The organism is Aureimonas endophytica (assembly GCF_014642635.1).
Lineage (GTDB): Bacteria > Pseudomonadota > Alphaproteobacteria > Rhizobiales > Rhizobiaceae > Plantimonas > Plantimonas endophytica.
In genome coordinates this window covers 836,312-855,114 of sequence record NZ_BMIQ01000001.1, presented here as the reverse complement: position 1 = coordinate 855,114, position 18,803 = coordinate 836,312, and the positions used below count along the sequence as shown (strand labels likewise).

General features: G+C 69.5%; 16 protein-coding genes and 1 other RNA gene. 11 read left to right on the top strand and 6 right to left on the bottom strand.

The features are described 5' to 3' along the window. The first annotated feature begins 16 nt into the window (after positions 1-16). Positions 17-916 (top strand): dienelactone hydrolase family protein, encoded by a 900-nt coding sequence (locus IEY14_RS04315; RefSeq protein WP_188906945.1) that lies wholly within the window; start codon positions 17-19, stop codon positions 914-916. A 93-nt stretch (positions 917-1,009) separates the two neighbouring features. On the opposite strand, the gene IEY14_RS04310 is transcribed toward IEY14_RS04315, so the two are convergent. Then, positions 1,010-2,074 (bottom strand): serine/threonine protein kinase, encoded by a 1,065-nt coding sequence (locus IEY14_RS04310; protein ID WP_188906944.1) that lies wholly within the window; start codon positions 2,072-2,074, stop codon positions 1,010-1,012. 285 nt (positions 2,075-2,359) lie between these two features. Between IEY14_RS04310 and IEY14_RS04305 the strand changes: the two genes are divergently transcribed. Then, positions 2,360-6,133, top strand: a complete 3,774-nt coding sequence (locus IEY14_RS04305; protein WP_188906943.1) for an AsmA family protein — start codon at positions 2,360-2,362, stop codon at positions 6,131-6,133. Here IEY14_RS04305 and IEY14_RS04300 read toward each other — a convergent pair. From IEY14_RS04300 to ssrA, 4 genes are all read right to left on the bottom strand, one after another. Beyond that, entirely contained in the window at positions 6,127-6,351 is a 225-nt protein-coding gene (locus tag IEY14_RS04300; RefSeq protein ID WP_188906942.1) for a ribbon-helix-helix domain-containing protein, read from the bottom strand. The genes IEY14_RS04305 and IEY14_RS04300 overlap by 7 nt on opposite strands. Before the next feature lie 19 nt (positions 6,352-6,370). After that, positions 6,371-6,574, bottom strand: a complete 204-nt coding sequence (locus IEY14_RS04295; protein ID WP_188906941.1) for a DUF4169 family protein — start codon at positions 6,572-6,574, stop codon at positions 6,371-6,373. Positions 6,575-6,582: 8 nt separating this feature from the next. Continuing rightward, a complete protein-coding gene (locus tag IEY14_RS04290; RefSeq protein WP_188906940.1) occupies positions 6,583-7,167 on the bottom strand; it encodes an SspB family protein in 585 nt (194 codons plus the stop codon). Between the two features lie 62 nt (positions 7,168-7,229). Beyond that, positions 7,230-7,587, bottom strand: a transfer-messenger RNA (tmRNA) gene (ssrA, locus tag IEY14_RS04285). Between the two features lie 230 nt (positions 7,588-7,817). Here ssrA and IEY14_RS04280 point away from each other — a divergent pair. The 6 genes from IEY14_RS04280 (at position 7,818) to IEY14_RS04255 (ending at position 13,980) form a co-directional block, all read left to right on the top strand. Then, positions 7,818-8,612 carry a thymidylate synthase gene (locus tag IEY14_RS04280; protein ID WP_188906939.1) on the top strand — a complete coding sequence of 265 codons (795 nt, stop codon included), beginning with the start codon at positions 7,818-7,820 and terminating at the stop codon, positions 8,610-8,612. Further along, complete coding sequence (locus tag IEY14_RS04275; protein WP_188906938.1) at positions 8,612-9,133, top strand: dihydrofolate reductase; 522 nt, start codon at positions 8,612-8,614, stop codon at positions 9,131-9,133. Before IEY14_RS04280 ends, IEY14_RS04275 begins: the two co-directional genes overlap by 1 nt. 149 nt (positions 9,134-9,282) lie before the next feature. Next, the gene (gene hflK / locus IEY14_RS04270) at positions 9,283-10,509 is read left to right on the top strand and encodes an FtsH protease activity modulator HflK (protein ID WP_210318265.1); all 1,227 of its coding nucleotides are present in this window, start codon (positions 9,283-9,285) and stop codon (positions 10,507-10,509) included. After that, positions 10,506-11,519: a protease modulator HflC gene (gene hflC, locus IEY14_RS04265; protein ID WP_308421997.1), complete on the top strand. Its 1,014-nt coding sequence runs from the start codon at positions 10,506-10,508 to the stop codon at positions 11,517-11,519. Before hflK ends, hflC begins: the two co-directional genes overlap by 4 nt. Positions 11,520-11,689: 170 nt before the next feature. Then, positions 11,690-13,300 carry a Do family serine endopeptidase gene (locus IEY14_RS04260; RefSeq protein WP_188906937.1) on the top strand — a complete coding sequence of 537 codons (1,611 nt, stop codon included), beginning with the start codon at positions 11,690-11,692 and terminating at the stop codon, positions 13,298-13,300. An 8-nt stretch (positions 13,301-13,308) separates the two neighbouring features. Next, positions 13,309-13,980, top strand: coding sequence for a DUF2268 domain-containing putative Zn-dependent protease (locus IEY14_RS04255; RefSeq protein ID WP_188906936.1), 672 nt, complete (start codon positions 13,309-13,311; stop codon positions 13,978-13,980). A 79-nt stretch (positions 13,981-14,059) separates the two neighbouring features. Here the strand turns inward: IEY14_RS04255 and serB are convergent, their stop codons facing one another. After that, the gene (serB, locus tag IEY14_RS04250) at positions 14,060-14,941 is read right to left on the bottom strand and encodes a phosphoserine phosphatase SerB (RefSeq protein WP_188906935.1); all 882 of its coding nucleotides are present in this window, start codon (positions 14,939-14,941) and stop codon (positions 14,060-14,062) included. 8 nt (positions 14,942-14,949) lie between these two features. On the opposite strand from serB, the gene miaA reads away from it, so the two are divergent. The 3 genes from miaA (at position 14,950) to IEY14_RS04235 (ending at position 18,772) form a co-directional block, all read left to right on the top strand. Continuing rightward, positions 14,950-15,867: a tRNA (adenosine(37)-N6)-dimethylallyltransferase MiaA gene (gene miaA / locus IEY14_RS04245; RefSeq protein ID WP_188906934.1), complete on the top strand. Its 918-nt coding sequence runs from the start codon at positions 14,950-14,952 to the stop codon at positions 15,865-15,867. 61 nt (positions 15,868-15,928) lie between these two features. Beyond that, complete coding sequence (locus IEY14_RS04240) at positions 15,929-16,741, top strand: DUF1206 domain-containing protein (RefSeq protein ID WP_188906933.1); 813 nt, start codon at positions 15,929-15,931, stop codon at positions 16,739-16,741. Positions 16,742-17,014: 273 nt separating this feature from the next. Then, complete coding sequence (locus IEY14_RS04235) at positions 17,015-18,772, top strand: acetolactate synthase 3 large subunit (RefSeq protein ID WP_373288905.1); 1,758 nt, start codon at positions 17,015-17,017, stop codon at positions 18,770-18,772. Positions 18,773-18,803 lie beyond the last annotated feature (31 nt).

Genomic DNA, 18,803 nt, shown 5'->3' with positions numbered 1-18,803 from the left:
ACCAAGGAGATGCGCCATGGACGACACTCGCCGGCCACCGAAGATCACCCAGGCGATGATCGCGGCCTATGACGAATATACGCATCTGACGCTCGATCGTCGGGGCTTCATGGAAAAGCTGACGGCGCTGACAGGTTCCGCCGCCGCCGCCGCGGCGATCGCGCCGCTGATCGGCGCCTCGAAGGCCAAGGCCGCGATCGTGCCGGAGACGGACCCGGCCGTGAAGACCGAGCGCGTGACCTTCACCACCCAGGGCACCGAGATGAAGGGCTATCTCGCCCGGCCGGTCGAGGCCGCCAATGCCTTGCCTTGCGTGCTGGTCATCCACGAGAATCGCGGTCTCAACGGCCATATCGAGGATGTGGCGCGCCGCTTCGCCAAGGACGGCTTCCTGGCGCTCGCGCCGGACCTTCTGTCGGACGACGGCGGCACGCCGGAGGACGAGGACAAGGCGCGCGATCTCATCGGCAAGCTCGATAAGGCGCGCACCGTGGCCGAGGCCGCCGACGCGCTCGGCTGGCTGACGAAGGTCGAGGGCGGCAACGGCAATGTCGGCGCGGTCGGCTTCTGCTGGGGCGGCGGGCTCGTCAATTCGCTGGCGGTCGCGGCGCCGGGCCTCAAGGCCGGCGTCGCCTATTACGGCAGCCAGCCGGACGCGGCCGACGTCCCGAAGATCAAGGCCGCGATGCTTTTGCACTATGCCGGCCTCGACGATCGCATCAATGCCGGCATCGACGCCTATCGCAAGGCGCTGGAGGCGGCGAAGGTCGAGCACCAGATCTATGTCTATGACGGCGTGAACCACGCCTTCAACAACGACACGTCCTCGGCGCGCTACGACAAGACCGCCTCCGATCTCGCCTGGCAGCGGACGGTGGCCTTCCTGAAGGACAAGCTCGCCGCTCAGACACCCTGACGGAATCCCGCGAGCCCGGCTGGCCGGCTCTTCGTCGGTCGGGGCGAACCCCGCGCCCCGACCATCCTTCGCCCGAAAGTTTCGCGAAAACTCCTAGAGCTTGAGGCGGCGATCGGTGAGATTGCCGCGTCCGGCGGCGATCTCGCGCATCAGGTCGCGCGTCGCCGCCTCGCCGGCGAGCCCGTCGATCTCCTCCACATGGTTGATCGCGACGAGGCGCAGGAGATCCTCGCGCACCGTGCCCGCCGCATCGCGCGGCAATTGCCGCACCACCTGCACGATGTCGGGGCGGGGCGAGGGCGCCTTGCGCAGCCGCGCCTCCAGATCCGCCGGCACGACGCCGGGCATGGCCTCCACGAAGGCGTAGATGCCGATGCCGCCCCGGCTCTTCGGATAGGGAAAGGGCAGGACCGCATGGCCGGCGACGGCCGGATCGGCGTCGAGCCGCGCCGCGATGGCCTGCCCCTCGCTGTCCATCCGGTCGCGGGTGCCTTCGCCGTCCGACCAGCGGAAGATGCCGCGCGTCACGCCGTTATAGACCGGCTTGAAGGTCTTCATCCAGATCTGCGCCGGCAGGCTGCGGCTCGCGAGCAGCCGCTTCTCGGACGGGGTCAGCGCCGCGCGGCACCAGGTGCGCTTCTGCTTGAGGAGATGGCGCAGGTCCTCGCGCGCCAGAAGCCGGAACAGGGCCGTGCGCTTCTTGAAGACGGTGGCGAGCTGCATGTCGATCAGCGCCGCGCGGCCGTCCGGCGTCATCAGCCAGTTCTGCGGCTTGGCGAGATCGTTATGCGCGACCCCGCGCCGGTGCAGCGCATGGAGAAGCCGCTTGGCGTCGCGGAAATAGGCCGCGTTGCCGAAGGGCTTGGCGACATGGAGCGGCGCACCCTCGATCCAGGAGCGGTAGAGACCGGACGCGTCGACGCCCAGGAGTTCGGGTGTGTTCTCCAGGCCTTGCAGGGCGGCGAGCGCGCGGATCTCCCGCTTCGCCAGCGCCCAGGCGAGGGGGCGCGACCAGGGCGCCGAATGGGCGACGCGGCGATAGGTCACGGTCCGCTCCGGCTCGTCGCGCAGCGAGCCGACGGCGATCTCGCTGAAGACGTCGCGTTTGAGAACGGCGCGCGGCACGAAGGGGGAGGGAAGCGTCGGTCGGGTCGCCATCAGCGCTCGGCAAGGAAATCATCGAAGGCGCGGCGTTTCCAGCTGGCGCGCGCCAGCGCTCCTTAACCCGAAGCGGCACCGGATGGAAATCGCCGATCTCCTGCCGGCGGCGGGTGCGCCGGTTTGTCGAGCCTTAACGAAGCGTGATCGGCACTTGAGGAATACGACGGGCTTTCCTCGACAAATGCTCGGATTTTCCCGCTAATCTTTTGTAAGAGCCCGGAAGAACGGGCGTGCTAGGGAGAATCGACGCTGGTCAAGGGCTTCGTCGCGATCGGCGGTCTGGTGGTGCTTGCGCTTCTCGCGGTGCTGGTCGCGCCCCTCTTCATCGACTGGAGCGCCTATCGCGCCGATTTCGAGCGGGAGGCCGGCCGCATTCTCGGCCAGCCGGTGGCCGTGCGCGGCCCGGCGGTCGTGCGCATCCTGCCCTTTCCGAGCGTGACCTTCGGCGATATCGAGGTCGGCGGCGAGGGCCGGCCGATGCTGACGGCCAGGAGCTTCCGCATGGATGCCGAGCTCGCGCCCTATCTTTCCGGCGAATTGCGCATCTTCTCGATGCGGCTGGAGGCGCCGCGCCTCGATCTCGGCATCGGGCCGGACGGCCGCTTCACCTCGTCCTTCGGAGGCGGCGTCCTGCCGACGAATGCCACGGTCGTCCTGGAGGACGTCAGCGTTTCCGACGGCGTGGTGACGGTGACGGATGCCCGGGCCGGGCGCAGCTTCACCCTGTCCGACATCCAGGGCGCCTTCGCCGCGCGCTCGCTGGCGGGGCCGCTGACCGGCGGCGGCACGCTGCGCGCCGAGGGCCGGCCGCTGGCCTTCCAGCTTTCCACCGGCACGGCGGAAGGCGGCAAGGGCCTGCCGGCCAAGCTGACGCTGGACGACAACGGGCTCGACCTTTCCACGACGCTGGACGGCGCGCTGGCCTTCGCGGCGACCGGTCCGCGCTTCGAGGGGACGATCCGCACCGCGACGCTCGCACCGCCGAAGACGCCGCCCGGCGGCGCCGACGCGCCGCAGCCGGCCGCCGAAACGAAGGCCCGGCTCCTGCCGGTCTTCACCCTCACGGGCAAGTTCGCGGCGACCGCCGCCGCGCTCGATCTCAGCGACGCGCGGCTTGCGGTCGGAGCCGGGCCGAAACCCTATATCCTCACCGGCTCCGCCGGGCTGACGGTGGGTGCCGCCCCCGAATTCCGTCTCGATCTCGCCGGCGAGCAGCTCGATATCGATGCGCTCGCCGCCGGCGGCGAGCCGAAGGCGGGCCTCGCCTTCGCCGGGCGCCTGGAAGCGGCGCGCTCCGTCATCGCCGCGATCCCGCGCCCGGCTTTGCCCGGCACGGCGCGCCTGTCGCTGCCGGTCGTCGTCGCCGGCGACACGACGATCCGCGATCTCGTGGTGGAGGCCGCGCCGCGCGCGGACGGCTGGAGCGTCCGCCGCTTCGCCGCCGAACTGCCCGGCCGCACCCGCATGGAGGCGGCGGGCGAACTCTCAGTGGCGCAGGCCCCCGGCTTTCGTGGCTCCCTCCTCGTTGCGGCGCGCCAGCCGACCGGCTTCGCCGAATGGCTGACCGGCGGCGTCGATCCGGCGATCCGCACGCTCGCCCAGGCCGGCTTCTCGGCCGATGTCGACCTCTCGCCCGAGCACCAGTCCTTCCGCGATCTCGAGGTCGATCTCGGCGGCGCCAGCCTCGCCGGCAGCCTCGACCGGTCTGGCGCGGCGGGCGAGCGCGTGCTCGCCGCCGATCTCAAGGGCGGTCGCCTCGATCTCGATGCCTTCGTCGCCTTATCGCGGCTCTTCACCGGCGAGACGGATTCGATCGCCGATGCCCGGCGCGGCAGCCTGAAGCTCGCCGCCGGCCCCGTCGCCTTCCAGGGCATCGAGGCGGGCCGCGTCGATGCCGATCTCGCCTTCGACGGCCATACGCTCGCCATCGAGCGCCTCGACATCGCCGATCTCGCCGGCAGCGCTCTTCATGCCAAGGGCAGCGTCGCCGGGCTGGGCGCCACGCCGAGCGGGCGGATGGAAGTCTCGCTCGCCTCGGAACGGGTCGGCCCGCTGCTCGATCTCCTGGCGGCGCGCCTGCCGCCGATCCCGATCCTTCGCGCGCTGCGCGACAGGGCCGACCGGCTGGCGCCGCTCAGCCTGTCCGGCATGCTGCACACCGTGCCCGGCACGGCGAGCGAGCGGCCGACGCTGAATGTCGACCTCGCCGGCACGGCGGCCGCGACCGAGATCGGCCTGTCGATGCTGCTCGGCAACGGCATCTATGCCGGCGGCTCGGCCGGCCGCTTCGGTCTCGATCTGGCCCTGACCAGCGCCGAGCCGCCGCAATTGCTCGGCCAGATCGGCTTCGAGACGCTTCCCCTTCCGGTTCCGTCGCCGCTCGGGCTGAAACTGGCGCTCTCGGCCGGCGCTACTGGACCGGTGGCCGCGACGCTGACCGCCGAGGCGCCGGGCTCGCATCTTTCCGCCTCGGGCGAGCTCGCCGTCGCCGCGACGGGCATCGGCGCGGCGACGCTGGCCGTGTCGGCCGGCAGCGACGACGCGGTGCCCTGGCTCCTGGCGACGGGCAATGCCTTCGGCGCGGCGGCCGGCGCCAGCCTGCCCGCCACCTTCGCCGGCGATCTCGGCTATGACGGCGCCGCCCTGTCCCTCAAGGGCCTCGAAGGCAGCATCGGCGCGACGGATTTCTCCGCCGAGCTGGAGAGGCGCGCCGAGGGGCCGGTGACCGGCGAGGTCTTCGTCTCCGATCTGTCGGTGCCCTGGCTGGCCGGTCTCGTCTACGGCCAGCCGCCGGCCGATCCCGCCCGGCCCGGCGCCTGGAACGCCGCCGCCTTCGGCCATCCGCTCCTGCCCGCCACCCGGTTGGCACTCGACGTGACGGCCGATCAGGTAAGCCTCGGCGGCTCGGCGGCGCTCGGCGATGCCTCCGCCCATCTGGAGACGACGCCGGACAGCGTGACGTTGAGCGACCTGCGCGGCACGTTCGGCGGCGGTTACGGCGCCGGCCTTCTGCAATTTCGCAATGCCAACGGCGTCGGCGCCTTCAGCGCGACGGCCGACCTTCAGGGGCTCGATCTCGGCGGCATCGCCCTGAACGGCTTCGCGCTGCCGAGCGAAGAGGACGCGGCGGCGCCCGAGGCGGTGACGCCGCCGCCGATCGCCGGGACGCTCGACGCGGCGCTGCGGCTCGACGGCAGCGGCCAGTCCTATGCGGCGCTCCTCTCCGCGATGACCGGCGCCGGCAAGCTGAAGCTGGAAAACGGCGCCGTGGCGGGCCTCAAACCCGATCTTCTGCCGGATGTCCTGAAGGCGGCCGACGTGCCGGGCTTCGACCCGACGCCCGCCAATGTCGCCGGGCTCGTCGCCCGCCAGAGCCAGGCCTCCCGCTTTCCGGTGCCCGCGCTGACGAGCGACTTCTCCGTCGCGGGCGGCGTCGCGCGCTTTCCGGCGCTGCGGCAGGCGGGCTCCGGCGAGGTGCTGACGGCCGAGGGCGCGCTCGATCTGGCGCGCGCCACGGTCGCCGGCACCCTGCGCCTCGATCTCGATCCCGGCGACGACGCGGTGGAAGGCGCGGCGCCGGCGGTCGTCTACGAACTCGTCGGTCCCGTCGCCGGCCCGCGCCTCGTGCCCGATGCCCAGCCGCTCGCCAACTACCTGTCCATTCGCGCTCTGGAGCGGGAACAGGCGCGTGTCGAGGCCATCCAGGGCGCCTTGCAGGAAAAGCTGCGGCTGCGCCGCGAGGCCCGGCTCTATCGCTGGCGCGCGGCGGAGAATGCGGCTGCTGCGGCCGAGGTCGGACGCAGCGAGGATATCCGCCGCCGCGAGGGCCAGGCGGCCGAGCGTAGCCGGGAGGCAGCGGAAGTGGAGGCGGAAGCCCGCGCGGCGCAAGAGCGGCTTCGCGACGCCGATGCGGCACGCGGCGCAGCGGTGCCGTCCGGGAGCGGTCCGGCGCCGACCGATCTCGATCTCGAACTATCGCCGACACCGGCCCCCGTGCCGCCGGCAGCGCCCTTCGCGCCCAATCTGCCGGGCGTGCGGCCGCCCTCCGGTTACTGATCGGCGGCGGCCCGACGCAGGGCGTCGGCCAGGACGAAGAGTCTGACGGCAGAAGACAGGTTGACGGCGGGGCTGCGCTTGGCGTCGATCTCGGCGACCAGAGCCGCGACGGGCTGGCGGCGGTCCTCGGCGATCGCCTGGAACTCGCTCCAGAACTCGTCCTCGATGCTGATCGAGGTGCGGTGGCCGCGAATGGCGATCGACCGCTTCACGGTCATCGGCTGCGAAGAAGAGGGGTCATCGCCCGTCGTCGGGTCCGGTCCGGCCCTCGTTTAGCCGGTGGCCGTCGAGATGGCGCGCCTCGCGCGCCTTCTCCTGCTCGGCCGCGTGCTTCACCGCGCGCGGCGTGCCGAAGGCGCGGCGATTGGCCTCCGCCTCCGCGTCCTTCGCCGCGCGGGCGGCCCGCTTGCGGGCCTGCCGGAGATTGACGATCTCGGCCAAGGCGGAGATCAGGTCTTCTTGCGGAAGGCGTCGAGCGACACGACGTCGGCGGCCTTCTTCGGCTCGCCGGCCGGCGCATCCGCCGCCTCGTCCTCGGCCGAGATGTCGGCGGCCTTCGTCGCGAGCTTGGCCGGCGCGGCCGAACGCTTCGGCTTGTCCTCGGCCGCGAGCGGCACCGGGGCGAGGGCGAGCGGCGCGGCGCCCGCCTCGCTGCCGGGGCTGTTCGCCGCCTCGGCGTCGCGCACGTCGAATTCGAGCTCGAAATTCACCGCCGGATCGTAGAAGCCGCGAATGGCGGCGAAGGGCACGAGCAGCCGTTCGGGAATGTCGGAGAAGGAGAGGCCGACCTCGAAGGAGGTCTCGGTGACGGCGAGGTCCCAGTACTGGTGCTGGATGACGATGGTCATCAGCTCCGGATATTTCTCGCGCAGCCGCGAGGAGACGCGCACGCCCGGCGCCGAGGTGAGGAAGGTGATGAAGAAATGATGGTCCCCGGGCAGGCCGGTCTTCACGACCTCGCCCAGCACCTTGCGGATCACCCCGCGCAGCGCTTCCTGCGCGAGAATATCGTATCTTATGAGATCCTGACTCATCGCGACGCCCAAAACCGCCCCCGAATATCCCGCCTTTGAACAGGTCGTGAGGCAGAAAAGCAAGTGGAGGCTTCTGTTGCCAGGTGCCTCCGGACCCCGCCTACGAGTGCGAACCCGCAGGGCTTTGATTGAAGCTATCGCGCTGCATTAAGCAGCGAGACGGGCTTCCGCATAGTTGTCGTTGGCAACTATAGATTTAGCCCGATAACGGCGGTACCATGCCGAGCGAAAGTTCGATCTTTACACCCTCGTCGATCCTGTTTCGCCCCCGCCCCAGGACCCGTCCAGCAGGTCTTCGGGTGGAGGCGCCGGGTACCGCCCCCGGGTCCGAATGGTTTATTACATCGACCGTTTATCGCCATAGCCGGTCTTGCGACCGGCAAGCGGAATATAGGCGCTTCCCGCGCTCGGCGAAAGGGCGCTCGACGGGGAAATGCGAAGGAAGCGCCAGCCAGGCTCCAGCCCCGCGAATCCTTGCGCCCCGCTCTCTGGAGCGGCGAGGATTCGACTCCTCGCGGGATTTGTTGAATCCTCTCGTTCAGAAAACGTTAAGCATGCCGGGCGATTCCACCGCTTGGCGAAAGTGCTGCTTAATAGAGTCTTGAGCCCTTCCACGGCCTTTCATCCGGCTCAGCGTCGGAGTTTCCGTCATGCGCGCCTATCTCGATCTTCTCGCCGATATCCTCGACAACGGCACCGACCGGCTCGACCGGACGGGCACGGGCACCCGCGCCGTCTTCGGCCGGCAGATGCGCTTCGATCTCCGCGAGGGGTTTCCGCTCGTCACGACGAAGAAGCTGCACACGCGCTCGATCATCCACGAACTGCTCTGGTTCCTGCGCGGCGAGACGAACATCGCCTATCTCAAGGCGAACGGCGTGCGCATCTGGGACGAATGGGCCGACGAGAACGGTGATCTCGGCCCCGTCTACGGCGCGCAATGGCGCTCCTGGCCGGATTACGATGGCGGCCATCTCGACCAGATCGCCAAGGTGCAGGACGACATCCGAAGGAATCCGAATTCCCGCCGGCTCATCGTCTCCGCCTGGAACCCGGCGCTCGTCGATGAGATGGCGCTGCCGCCCTGCCACTGCCTGTTCCAGTTCTATGTTGCGGACGGCCGGCTGTCCTGCCAGCTCTACCAGCGCTCGGGCGACTTTTTCCTCGGCGTGCCCTTCAACATCGCCTCCTATGCCCTCTTGACCGCGATGATGGCGCAGGCGACGGGGCTGGAGCCGGGCGACTTCGTCCATACGCTCGGCGACACGCATCTCTATTCGAATCACTTCGAGCAGGCCCGGCTGCAATTGACCCGCGCGCCGCTGCCGCTGCCGCGCCTCAGGCTCAATCCCGAGATCCGCGACATCTTCGATTTCCGCTTCGAGGACATCGCGATCGAGGGCTACGAGGCGCATGGCCATATCGCGGCGAAGGTCGCGGTCTGATGCCGAGGCTCGTCGCCGTCGTCGCGGCCGCCCGCAACGGCGTGATCGGGCGCGAGGGCGCGATGCCCTGGCGCCTCGCCACCGATCTGAAGCGCTATCGGCAATTGACCCTGGGCAAGCCGATGATCATGGGCCGGAAGACGCTGGACTCGATCGGCCGCGTGCTCGACGGACGCGACACGATCGTCCTCACCGGCCGGGCCGAGCTCGCCTTCGCTGGCGCGTACCACGCGGCGACGCCGGACGAGGCGCTGGAGAAGGCGCGCGAATGCGCCGCCACACGCGGCGCCGACGAAATCGTGATCGCCGGGGGCGGCGAGATCTATCGCCTGTTCTTCGACCGGCTCGATCGCATCTATCTGACCGTGGTCGAGGCCGAGCCGCAGGGCGACGCCTTCTTTCCGGCGGTCGATCCGGCATGCTGGCGCCTTGTTTGCGAAGAGAAGGTGCCGGCCGGCGAGAAGGACAGCGCCGCCACGCGCTTCACCGTCTGGGATCGCGCCGCGCCGCCGGAGTCCTGAACGGCCCGCTCACCATAGCGCCACGCGAGAGCCAGCATTTCGCGCGCCCTTCGTTGAAAGGGCGGAACGCGCTTCCTATAAGTGGCAAAAGAGGTCGAGGATCGCGCGGGCAGTGTCCCGCGCCTTTCATGTCAGGCGGAAGGATTTAGATGCCCTGGAGCAATCAGACGGGGGGAGGCGGCTGGCGCGGCGGCGGAAGCGGCGGCAACGGCGGCGGCCCCTGGGGGCAGGGTCCCCAGTCTCCCCGGCCGGGAAACAACCATTCGCCCGATCTCGAGGACATTCTGCGCCGGGGCCAGGACCGTCTGAAACGCGCCCTGCCGGGCGGCCATGGCTCTGGCGGCGGGCTCGCCCTCGGCGCCGGTCTTCTCGCCGTGCTCGGCATCGTCTGGGCGGTCAACGCCGTCCATATGGTGCAGCCCGGCGAGTACGGCGTGAAGGTCTTTCTCGGCAAGCCGCGCGAGGAGCTGATCCAGCCGGGCCTCGCCTTTACCGCCTGGCCGCTCGAAACCTTCGAGACCGTGCCGGCTGTCGAGAACCAGCTCGTCATCGGCCGCGACACGAGCGGGCAGGCCGGGCTGATGCTCTCCGGCGACCAGAATCTCGTGAACGTCCAGTTCGCGGTGCTCTATCAGATCACCGATCCGCAGGCCTATCTCTTCAACATCGCCGATCCGCAGGGCCTCCTGCGTCAGACGGCGCAGAGCGCGATGCGCGAGGTGGTCGGCCGCAGCCCGGTGGACGACCTCTTCCGCGACGCGCGCGCCGCGATCGCCGAGCAGGTGCGCTCGATCATGCAGGATTCGCTCGACCGCTATGGCGCGGGCGTGCGCATCAATGCCGTCTCGATCGAGGAGACCGCGCCGCCGCAGCAGGTGGCGAGCGCCTTCGACGAGGTGCAGCGCGCCGCTCAGGACCAGGACCGCTTCGTCGACGAGGCCAATCTCTACCGCAACCGCAAGCTCGGCGACGCGCGCGGCGAGGCGGTGCAGATCCGGCAGGACGCCGCCGCCTACAAGGACCGCGTCGTGCAGGAGGCCGAGGGTGAATCGCGGCGCTTCAGCTCGATCCTCACCGAATATCTGAACGCGCCCGACATTACCCGCCGCCGCCTCTGGGTGGAGACGGTCGAGGCCGTCATGCAGAAGGCGCGCAAGGTCCTGGTGGAGGGCGACGTCACCGGCGCCAACGGCATCGTGCCCTATCTGCCGCTCGATCAGCTGCCCCGGCCGCAGGCCGACGCCGCGTCGAACGGCATCAGCGGCGCGCCGCCCCTCCAGTCCACCGGCGCCTCGCGCACGGCGGGCGGCGCGACGGTCGGCAACGGGGCGCGCAGCACCTCGCTCGGCGCCGGCACGCAGGAGGGCGCCCAATGATCTCGAACCGCTTCTACGGCCTCCTGATCCTCGTCGTCCTGGTGCTCTTCGTCGTCTGGAACGCGCTTTTCGTCGTGCGCCAGGGCGAGCAGGCCGTGGTGCTGCGCTTCGGCCAGATCCAGCGCGTCCTGGACCAGCCGGGCCTCTATGTGAAGATGCCCTTCGCCTTCGCCAATGCTGACAACGTTCAGAAGCTGCCGACGCGTCTCCTGCGCTCCGACTTGACGGATCTGCGCGTGCAGGTGGCGAGCGGCGCCTTCTACGAGGTCGACGCCTTCATGGTCTATCGCATCACCGATGCGCGCAAGTTCCGCCAGGCGGTGGCGGGCGGCCAGCTCGACGTCGCCGAGCAGCGTCTCCTCACCCGCTTCAACTCGGCGATCCGCGCCACCTATGGCCGCCGGACCTTCGACGCGGCGCTGTCGGCGGCGCGCGCCGAGATGATGGTCGAGGTGCGCGATCAGGTGCGCCCCGAGGCCGCCAATCTCGGCGTGAGTCTGGAGGACGTGCGCATCAGCCGCACGGATCTGACGCCGGAAGTCTCGGAGCGGACCTATGCCCGCATGTCGGCCGAGCGTCTGGCGGAGGCCGAGCGGCTGCGCGCCGACGGTCAGGTGAAGGCGCGCGAGATCCGCGCCGCCGCCGATCGCGAGGCGGTGACGCTGACCGCCGAGGCCCAGCGCGATGCCGCCGCCCTCGAAGGCGAGGGCCAGGCCGAGCGCAGCCGTGTCCTCGCCGAGGCCTATGGTCGCGATGCCAGCTTCTTCGACTTCTTCCGTCGCCTGGAAGCCTATCGCACCGCCCTCGGCAGCGGCACGACCATGATGGTCTCGCCGGAAGGCAACGACTTCTTCCGCTATTTCGACGCGGACGGGCAGGGCGGACGCTTCACGCCGCCGGCGCCGGGCGCGACACCGCCAGCGGCGGGCGCGACGCCGCCGGCGCCACCCCCCGCCGCGCCCTCGGCGCCGCCGGCCAGTGCCCCTCCGGCGCCCGCGCCGGCGCCGTGACGGCGACCTGAAACGCGAGGGCACGGGGCGCCGCAGGGCTTCCCGTGCCCTTTTCGCATATGGTTCGAGCCGCGCCGCCGGTCTTGATTGTCGGGCGCTTTTCGGATTGCCTTCTGGAACGGGTCGGCTGCCTTGCCAGCCGCGCCGAGCGATGGAATCGAGGATCTGCGATGGCCGGACGTATTTCGGGCGGCATGGCCGGGGCGCTGGCCGTTCTTCTCTGCGCGAGCACGGCGCTGTCCGTCCAAGCGCAGGGGGTGATCGCGCCGCCGCCCGGCGACCAGCCGGTCGCGCCGCAGAAGCCGGCGGCGGACACGATCAATCCCGCCGCGCCGGGCGTGCCGGCCAGCCCGACCAATGCGCTGCCGCGCCACAAGGGACCCGATTCCGTCGCCGATCTCGCCGAGAGCCTTCTCGATTCGGTGGTCAATATCTCGACCGCCCAGAAGGTGGAGGATGGCGCCAGTGACGAGCAGACGCCGCAGCTGAAGGCGCCGGAAGGCTCGCCGCTCCAGGATTTCTTCAACGATCTGCTGAAGGACGGCCAGGGCGGCGAAGCGCGCAAGGTCGAATCGCTCGGCTCCGGCTTCGTCATCGATCCGAGCGGCGTGATCGTCACCAACAATCACGTCATCGCCGATGCCGACGAGATCACCGTCAATTTCGCCGATGGCTCGAAGCTCGACGCCAAGCTCCTCGGCGTCGATACCAAGACCGATCTCGCCGTCCTGAAGGTGGAGTCGAAACACCCGCTGAAATCGGTGAAGTTCGGCGATTCGGAGAAGATCCGCATTGGCGACTGGGTGCTGGCGATCGGCAATCCCTTCGGCCTCGGCGGCTCGGTGTCGATCGGCATCGTCTCGGCGCGCGGCCGCAACATCAATGCCGGCCCCTACGACAATTTCATCCAGACGGATGCCGCGATCAACAAGGGCAATTCCGGCGGTCCGCTCTTCGATATGAACGGCGATGTCGTCGGCATCAACACGGCGATCCTGTCGCCGACCGGCGGCTCGATCGGCCTCGGCTTCTCGATTCCCTCGGCGCTCGCCGCCAATGTCGTGACGCAGCTGCGCGATTTCGGCGAGACGCGGCGCGGCTGGCTCGGCATCCGCCTGCAGGAAGTGACGGACGAGATCGGCGAGGGGCTCGGGCTTCAGGACGCCAAGGGCGCGCTCGTCATGGGCATCGTGCCGGGCGGCCCGTCCGACAACGGGCTGCTGAAGATCGGCGACGTGATCACCGCCTTCGACGGCAAGCCGATCACCTCCTCGCGCGACCTGCCGCGCATCGTGGCGGAGACGCCGGTCGGCAAGTCGGTGGACATCAAGCTCTTGCGCAAGGCGACGCCGACCGACCCCATGCAGGAACAGACCGTCCAGATCACGCTCGGCCGCCTGGAAGACGGCGAGAAGCTGATGAGCGAGGCCGAAGGCGGCGCGAAGCCGGGCGATAAGGCCAAGCCCGGCGAGGCCGCCACCGCGCCGGGAGCGCTCGGCATGACCTTCGCTGATATGACCGACGAGCTGCGCAAGCAGTACAAGCTGGCGGAAGGGCTGGCCGGCGTGGTGATCACCAAGGTCGCGCCCAATTCACCGGCCGCCGAGAAGGGCATCGAGCCCGGCCTCGTCATCAAGGAAGTGGCACAGGAAAGCGTCGCCAAGGCGAAGGACGTCGCCGAGAAGTTGGCCAAGCTGAAGACGGACGGCCGCAAGAACGCGCTCCTCCTCCTCGCCTCGGCCAGCGGCGAGTTGCGCGTGGTGATCGTGCCGATCCAGTAGGGTCGGCGATGGATCTCCGGCTGCATTTTCTCGAAGCCAACGGATCGCTGGCCCCCTGGCGGCACCGGATCGAAGACGAGACGGAAGCGGTGTCGCGCCGCATCGACGCGCTCGTCGAGCGGAACGCCCAAGCGCATGCCGTCGATGTCGTGATCCGGCATTCCGCATGGGGCGTCATCCCGGAGATCGGCCTCGGCGGCTCCTGCTACGAGCCGAGCCTCGCGACCATCGCTCTCGATCCCGGCAACGCCGCCTTTGCGGCCAGCGTCGAAGCCGGTGACTTCGCGGCGACCCTGGCGCATGAGTTGCATCACGCGATGCGCCATGCTTCGGTCGGCTATGGCGAAACCCTCGGCGAGGCGTTGGTCTCGGAGGGGCTCGCCGATCACTTCGCCTGCGAGGTGACGGGCCGCCCGCCGCCGCCCTGGGCGCGGTCGTCGGACCTGACGCGGGCGGTGATCGAGGCGGCGGAACGCGAGAGCTCGGGTGCCGCCTACGACCATACCGCCTGGTTCTTCGGCAACGGCGATCTGCCCCGCTGGGCCGGCTATGCGATCGGCTGGCGGATCACCGAGACTTTCCTCACAGCCCATCCGGCCGCGACTGCCGGAACGCTGGTCGGCGCGCCTGCTTCGGACATTCTGGCCGTGGGATGGGAAGGGATGAGGACGGGCCACTGATCCCGCCCTCTCGGGCTGATTCTTTGAAAAGGTTGTCGAGCGCGCCGGCGGGGACGTCGCCTCTTGCTCGACGGATCCTTCAGTTCCGAAATTCCACCGCCCGGTAGCCTTGCAGGAAGAGGAGGGCGGTGAGGTCGCCGTGGTCGATGCGATGGGGCGCGGCACTTGCGACGGCGGGTTTCGCGTGGATCGCGACGCCCGTTCCGGCGCGCTGGATCATGCCGAGATCGTTGGCGCCGTCGCCGACCGCGATCGCGTCGCCCGGCGTCAGGCCGTTGGCTGCGGCGATCTCTTCCAGCGCGGCGACCTTCGCCTCCTTGCCGAGGATCGGATCGGCGACGCGCCCCGTCAGCCGCCCGTTCTCGACGAGGAGGAGATTGGCGCGGGTCTCGTGGAAGCCGAGCATCGCGGCCACGGCGCTCGTGAAGGCGGTGAAGCCGCCGGAGACCAGCGCCGTCACCGCGCCCTCGGCGCGCATCGTCTGGACGAGCGTCCGGCCGCCTTCGGCCAGCGTGATCCGCTCCTCGATCACCCGGCCGATCGTCGCCTCGGGCAGATCCTTGAGAAGAGCGACGCGCTCGCGCAGCGCCGGCTCGAAGGCGATCTCGCCATTCATCGCCCGCGCGGTGATCGCGGCGACGGCGGTCTTGATGCCGATGATGTCCGCGAGCTCGTCGATACATTCCTGGCCGATCATGGTGGAATCCATGTCGGCGATGAGAATGCGCTTGCGCCGCGTCGCGGCCTCCTGCACGACGCAGTCGATCGCGGCTGCCGCGAGGAAGGCTTGGAGCTCCGCGACGGTCCCGGCCGCCGGCGTCGCCGGAAGGGCGAGATCGCAGGCGACCTCGGCTTCCAGCCAGTCCGGTTCGGCGGCGCCGAGACGCCGGGCGGCCTCCCGCGCCAGATCCGGGGACAGGCGCCGGGCGGCGCGGGCGGAAATCAACGTCGCCACATGCATGGAAGAATATGACCCGGAAGGACAGGCAGAACTCGGCGGTGCTGATAGCGGGGCCGACCGCCAGCGGCAAGTCGGCGCTGGCGCTCGCCTATGCGCGCCGGCTCGGCGGCACCGTGGTCAATGCCGATTCGATGCAGGTCTATCGCGGCATCGAGATCCTGTCGGCCCAGCCCTCCGATGCCGATCTCGCCGCCGTTCCCCACCGTCTCTACGGCCATGTCGATCCGGCGACGGATTACAGCGTCGGGGCCTGGATGCGGGATGTCGAGCCGCTGCTCGCCGACTTGCGCGAGGCGGGCCGGGTGCCGATCGTCGTCGGCGGCACCGGCCTTTATTTTCGCGCGCTGCTCGGCGGCATCGACGCGATGCCGGCCGTTCCGGCCGCGATTCGCGAGACCTATCGCGCCAGAGCGCTCGCCGAGGGGCCGGCGGCGCTCCACGAGGAACTGCGGCGCCTCGACCCCGCCGCCGCCGCCCGCATCCGGCCGAGCGATCCGCAGCGCATCGTCCGCGCGCTCGAACTCGTCACCGCCACGGGCCGGCCGATCGGCGAGATGCAGCAAGGGGCAGGGCGCCCGCTGATCGACACGGCGGCGGCGATCAAGATCGTCCTGCGGCCGCCGCGCGCCCTTCTGCGCGAGCGGATCGCCCGCCGCTTCCATGAGATGATGGCGGCCGGCGCACTCGAGGAGGCGGCGCGCTTCCGGCGTGGCGAGTTGGTGGCCGGAGCGACGGCCGGCAAGGCGATCGGCCTGCCGGAGCTGCTGGACCATCTCGCCGGCGGCCTGTCGCTGCCCGAGGCGGTCGAGCGGGCGATCACCCGCAGCCGGCAATATGCGAAGCGGCAGGACACTTGGTTCCGGCATCAGCTGGACGCGTCCTGGCAAGCGCGGGAAATGCCCGAACTTTCCAGCATGCCGGACTGAGCCGTTCCGTGGGAACTCGGCCCCGCCTTCTCCGGTTTTGCGGCACCGGGGGAGAACAGGCATGTCCACGAGCGAGTTCGTTCAACGCCACGAGGAGCGGATCGCCGCCGCCGCCCGCGCCGGCTATGTCGCGCGGGGCGCGGTCTTCCTCATCATCGGCTATTTCGCCGCCAAGGCCGCCTATTCGACGGGCCAGACCATGAGTTCGAAGGATGCCGTCTCCTTCGTCTTCGGCACGGCGGGCGGCGCGATCCTGCTCGGCATTCTCGTCCTGGCGCTCGTCGCCTTCGCGCTCTGGCGCGTCCTCCAGGCCTGGAAGGACCCGGACGGGCACGGATCGGGCGCCAAGGGGCTGGTGGTCCGCGCCGGTCTCGTCGGCAGCGCGATCTCCTATGGCGCGCTCGCGCTGTTCGCCGGGCATCTGGCGATCGGCGCGCAGGCCTCCTCGGGCGGAGACGCGAAGCGGACGGCGATCGCCTATGCCTACGAGGCCGGCTTCGGCCGCGCGCTGACCTTCCTCGTCGCGGCGATTCTCGCCGGGGTCGGCATCGCCCATATCGTGAAGGGCGCGAAGGCCGGCTTCATGAAATATCTGCGCCTGCCGCCCGATCGCTCGCGCTTCCTGAAGCCGATCTGCCAGTTCGGCCTCGTGGCGCGCGGCGTCACCTTCCTGATCCTCGCCTGGCTGATCTTCACCGGCGCGGCCTCCTACCGGTCCGGCGAGACGCCCGGGCTGGAGGCGGCGCTGGACGAGATGGCCAATTGGCGCTTCGGCTGGTTGGCGCTCGCCGCGACGGGCCTCGGCCTCGTCGCCTTCGGCGTCTATGCCTTCGTCGAGGCGCGCTATCGGCGCATCGATCTCGATCGCGGGTGAGGCCTTGCTTGACGAGGTGTTGACGGGGCGCCGCGACTTCGCTAGCGTCTCCGCCATGACGAAGAAGCTTATTCTCGTACGGGAGCGCACACGCGAGACGGTCTAGGGACCGTCCGGCTGATGCCACGTGTGCGCTCGATCCAAGGCCCCTCGCGGGCCTTTTTTATTGCCCGAATTCAGCTTCAACCCTCATTCCGCAACATCAGGCCGCGCAGACGGCGAGTGCGGCGAGACAGGAAACGGATCAAGCACATGACTGCCGGAGAACGCAGGATGACGGGCGCCCAGATGGTCGTCCAGGCGATGAAGGACCATGGCGTCGAACATCTGTTCGGCTATCCGGGCGGCGCCGTCCTGCCGATCTACGACGTGCTCTTCCAGCAGGACGAGGTGAAGCACATTCTCGTCCGGCACGAGCAGGGCGCCGGCCATGCGGCGGAGGGCTATGCCCGCTCCACCGGCAAGCCGGGCGTCATGCTCGTCACCTCTGGCCCGGGCGCCACCAATGCCGTGACGCCGCTCCAGGACGCGCTGATGGACTCGATTCCGCTCGTCTGCATTTCCGGCCAGGTCCCGACGACGCTGATCGGCTCCGACGCCTTCCAGGAATGCGACACGGTCGGCATCACGCGGCCCTGCACCAAGCACAACTGGCTGGTGAAGGATGTCGAGGATCTGGCGCGCATCCTGCACGAGGCCTTCTATGTCGCGACCTCCGGCCGGCCCGGCCCGGTCGTCGTCGACGTGCCGAAGGACGTCCAGTTCGCCACCGGCACCTATACGCCGCCGCCCTCGCGCGTCGTCCACGAGAGCTATCGGCCGAGGCTCGACGGCGAGATCGAGCGCATTCGCGCCGCCGTCGCCATGCTGGCCGGCGCGAAGAAGCCGATCATCTATTCGGGCGGCGGCGTCATCAATTCCGGACCGGAGGCGAGCCGCCTGCTGCGCGAACTGGCGGAGGTGACCGGCTTTCCCGTCACCTCCACCCTGATGGGCCTCGGCGCCTATCCGGCCTCCGGCAAGGCCTGGCTCGGCATGCTGGGCATGCACGGCACCTATCAGGCCAATCTGGCGATGCATGATTGCGACGTCATGCTCTGCATCGGCGCGCGCTTCGACGACCGCATCACCGGCCGGCTCGACGCCTTCTCGCCGAATTCCAAGAAGATCCATATCGATATCGACCCGTCCTCGATCAACAAGACGGTGCATGTCGAGCTGCCGATCATCGGCGATGTCGGCCATGTCCTCGCCGACATGCTGCGCATCTGGAAGGAGGAGAAGAGGGCGGTCGATGCCGAGGCGCTGGCCGGCTGGTGGAAGCGGATCGACGCCTGGCGGGCGCGCAACTGTCTCGCCTATCGCCAGGACGGCGGCACCATCATGCCGCAATATGCCATTCAGCGGCTCTACGAACTGACCAAGCATCGCAAGACCTTCATCACGACCGAGGTCGGCCAGCACCAGATGTGGGCGGCGCAGTTCTACGGCTTCGAGGAGCCGAACCGGTGGATGACCTCCGGCGGCCTCGGCACCATGGGCTACGGCCTGCCGGCGGCGCTCGGCGTGCAGATCGCCCATCCCGACGCGCTGGTCATCGACATCGCCGGCGACGCCTCGGTGCAGATGACCATGCAGGAGATGTCGGCGGCCGTGCAGTATGGGGCGCCGATCAAGATCTTCATCCTGAACAACCAGTATATGGGCATGGTCCGCCAGTGGCAGCAGCTGCTGCACGGCAACCGCCTGTCGCATTCCTATTCGGAGGCGCTTCCCGATTTCGTGAAGCTGGCGGAGGCCTTCGGCGGCGTCGGCCTGCGCTGCGAGAAGCCGGGCGATCTCGACGCGGCCATCGAGGAGATGATCACGGTCGACCGGCCGGTGATTTTCGACTGCTGCGTCGCCAATCTTGCCAACTGCTTCCCGATGATTCCCTCGGGCAAGGCGCATAACGAGATGATGCTGCCGGACGAGGCGACGGACGAGGCAGTCGCCAACGCGATCGACGCCAAGGGGCGCGAATTGGTGTAAGAGGCGAAACGGGCGCCGGTCTCGGCCGGCG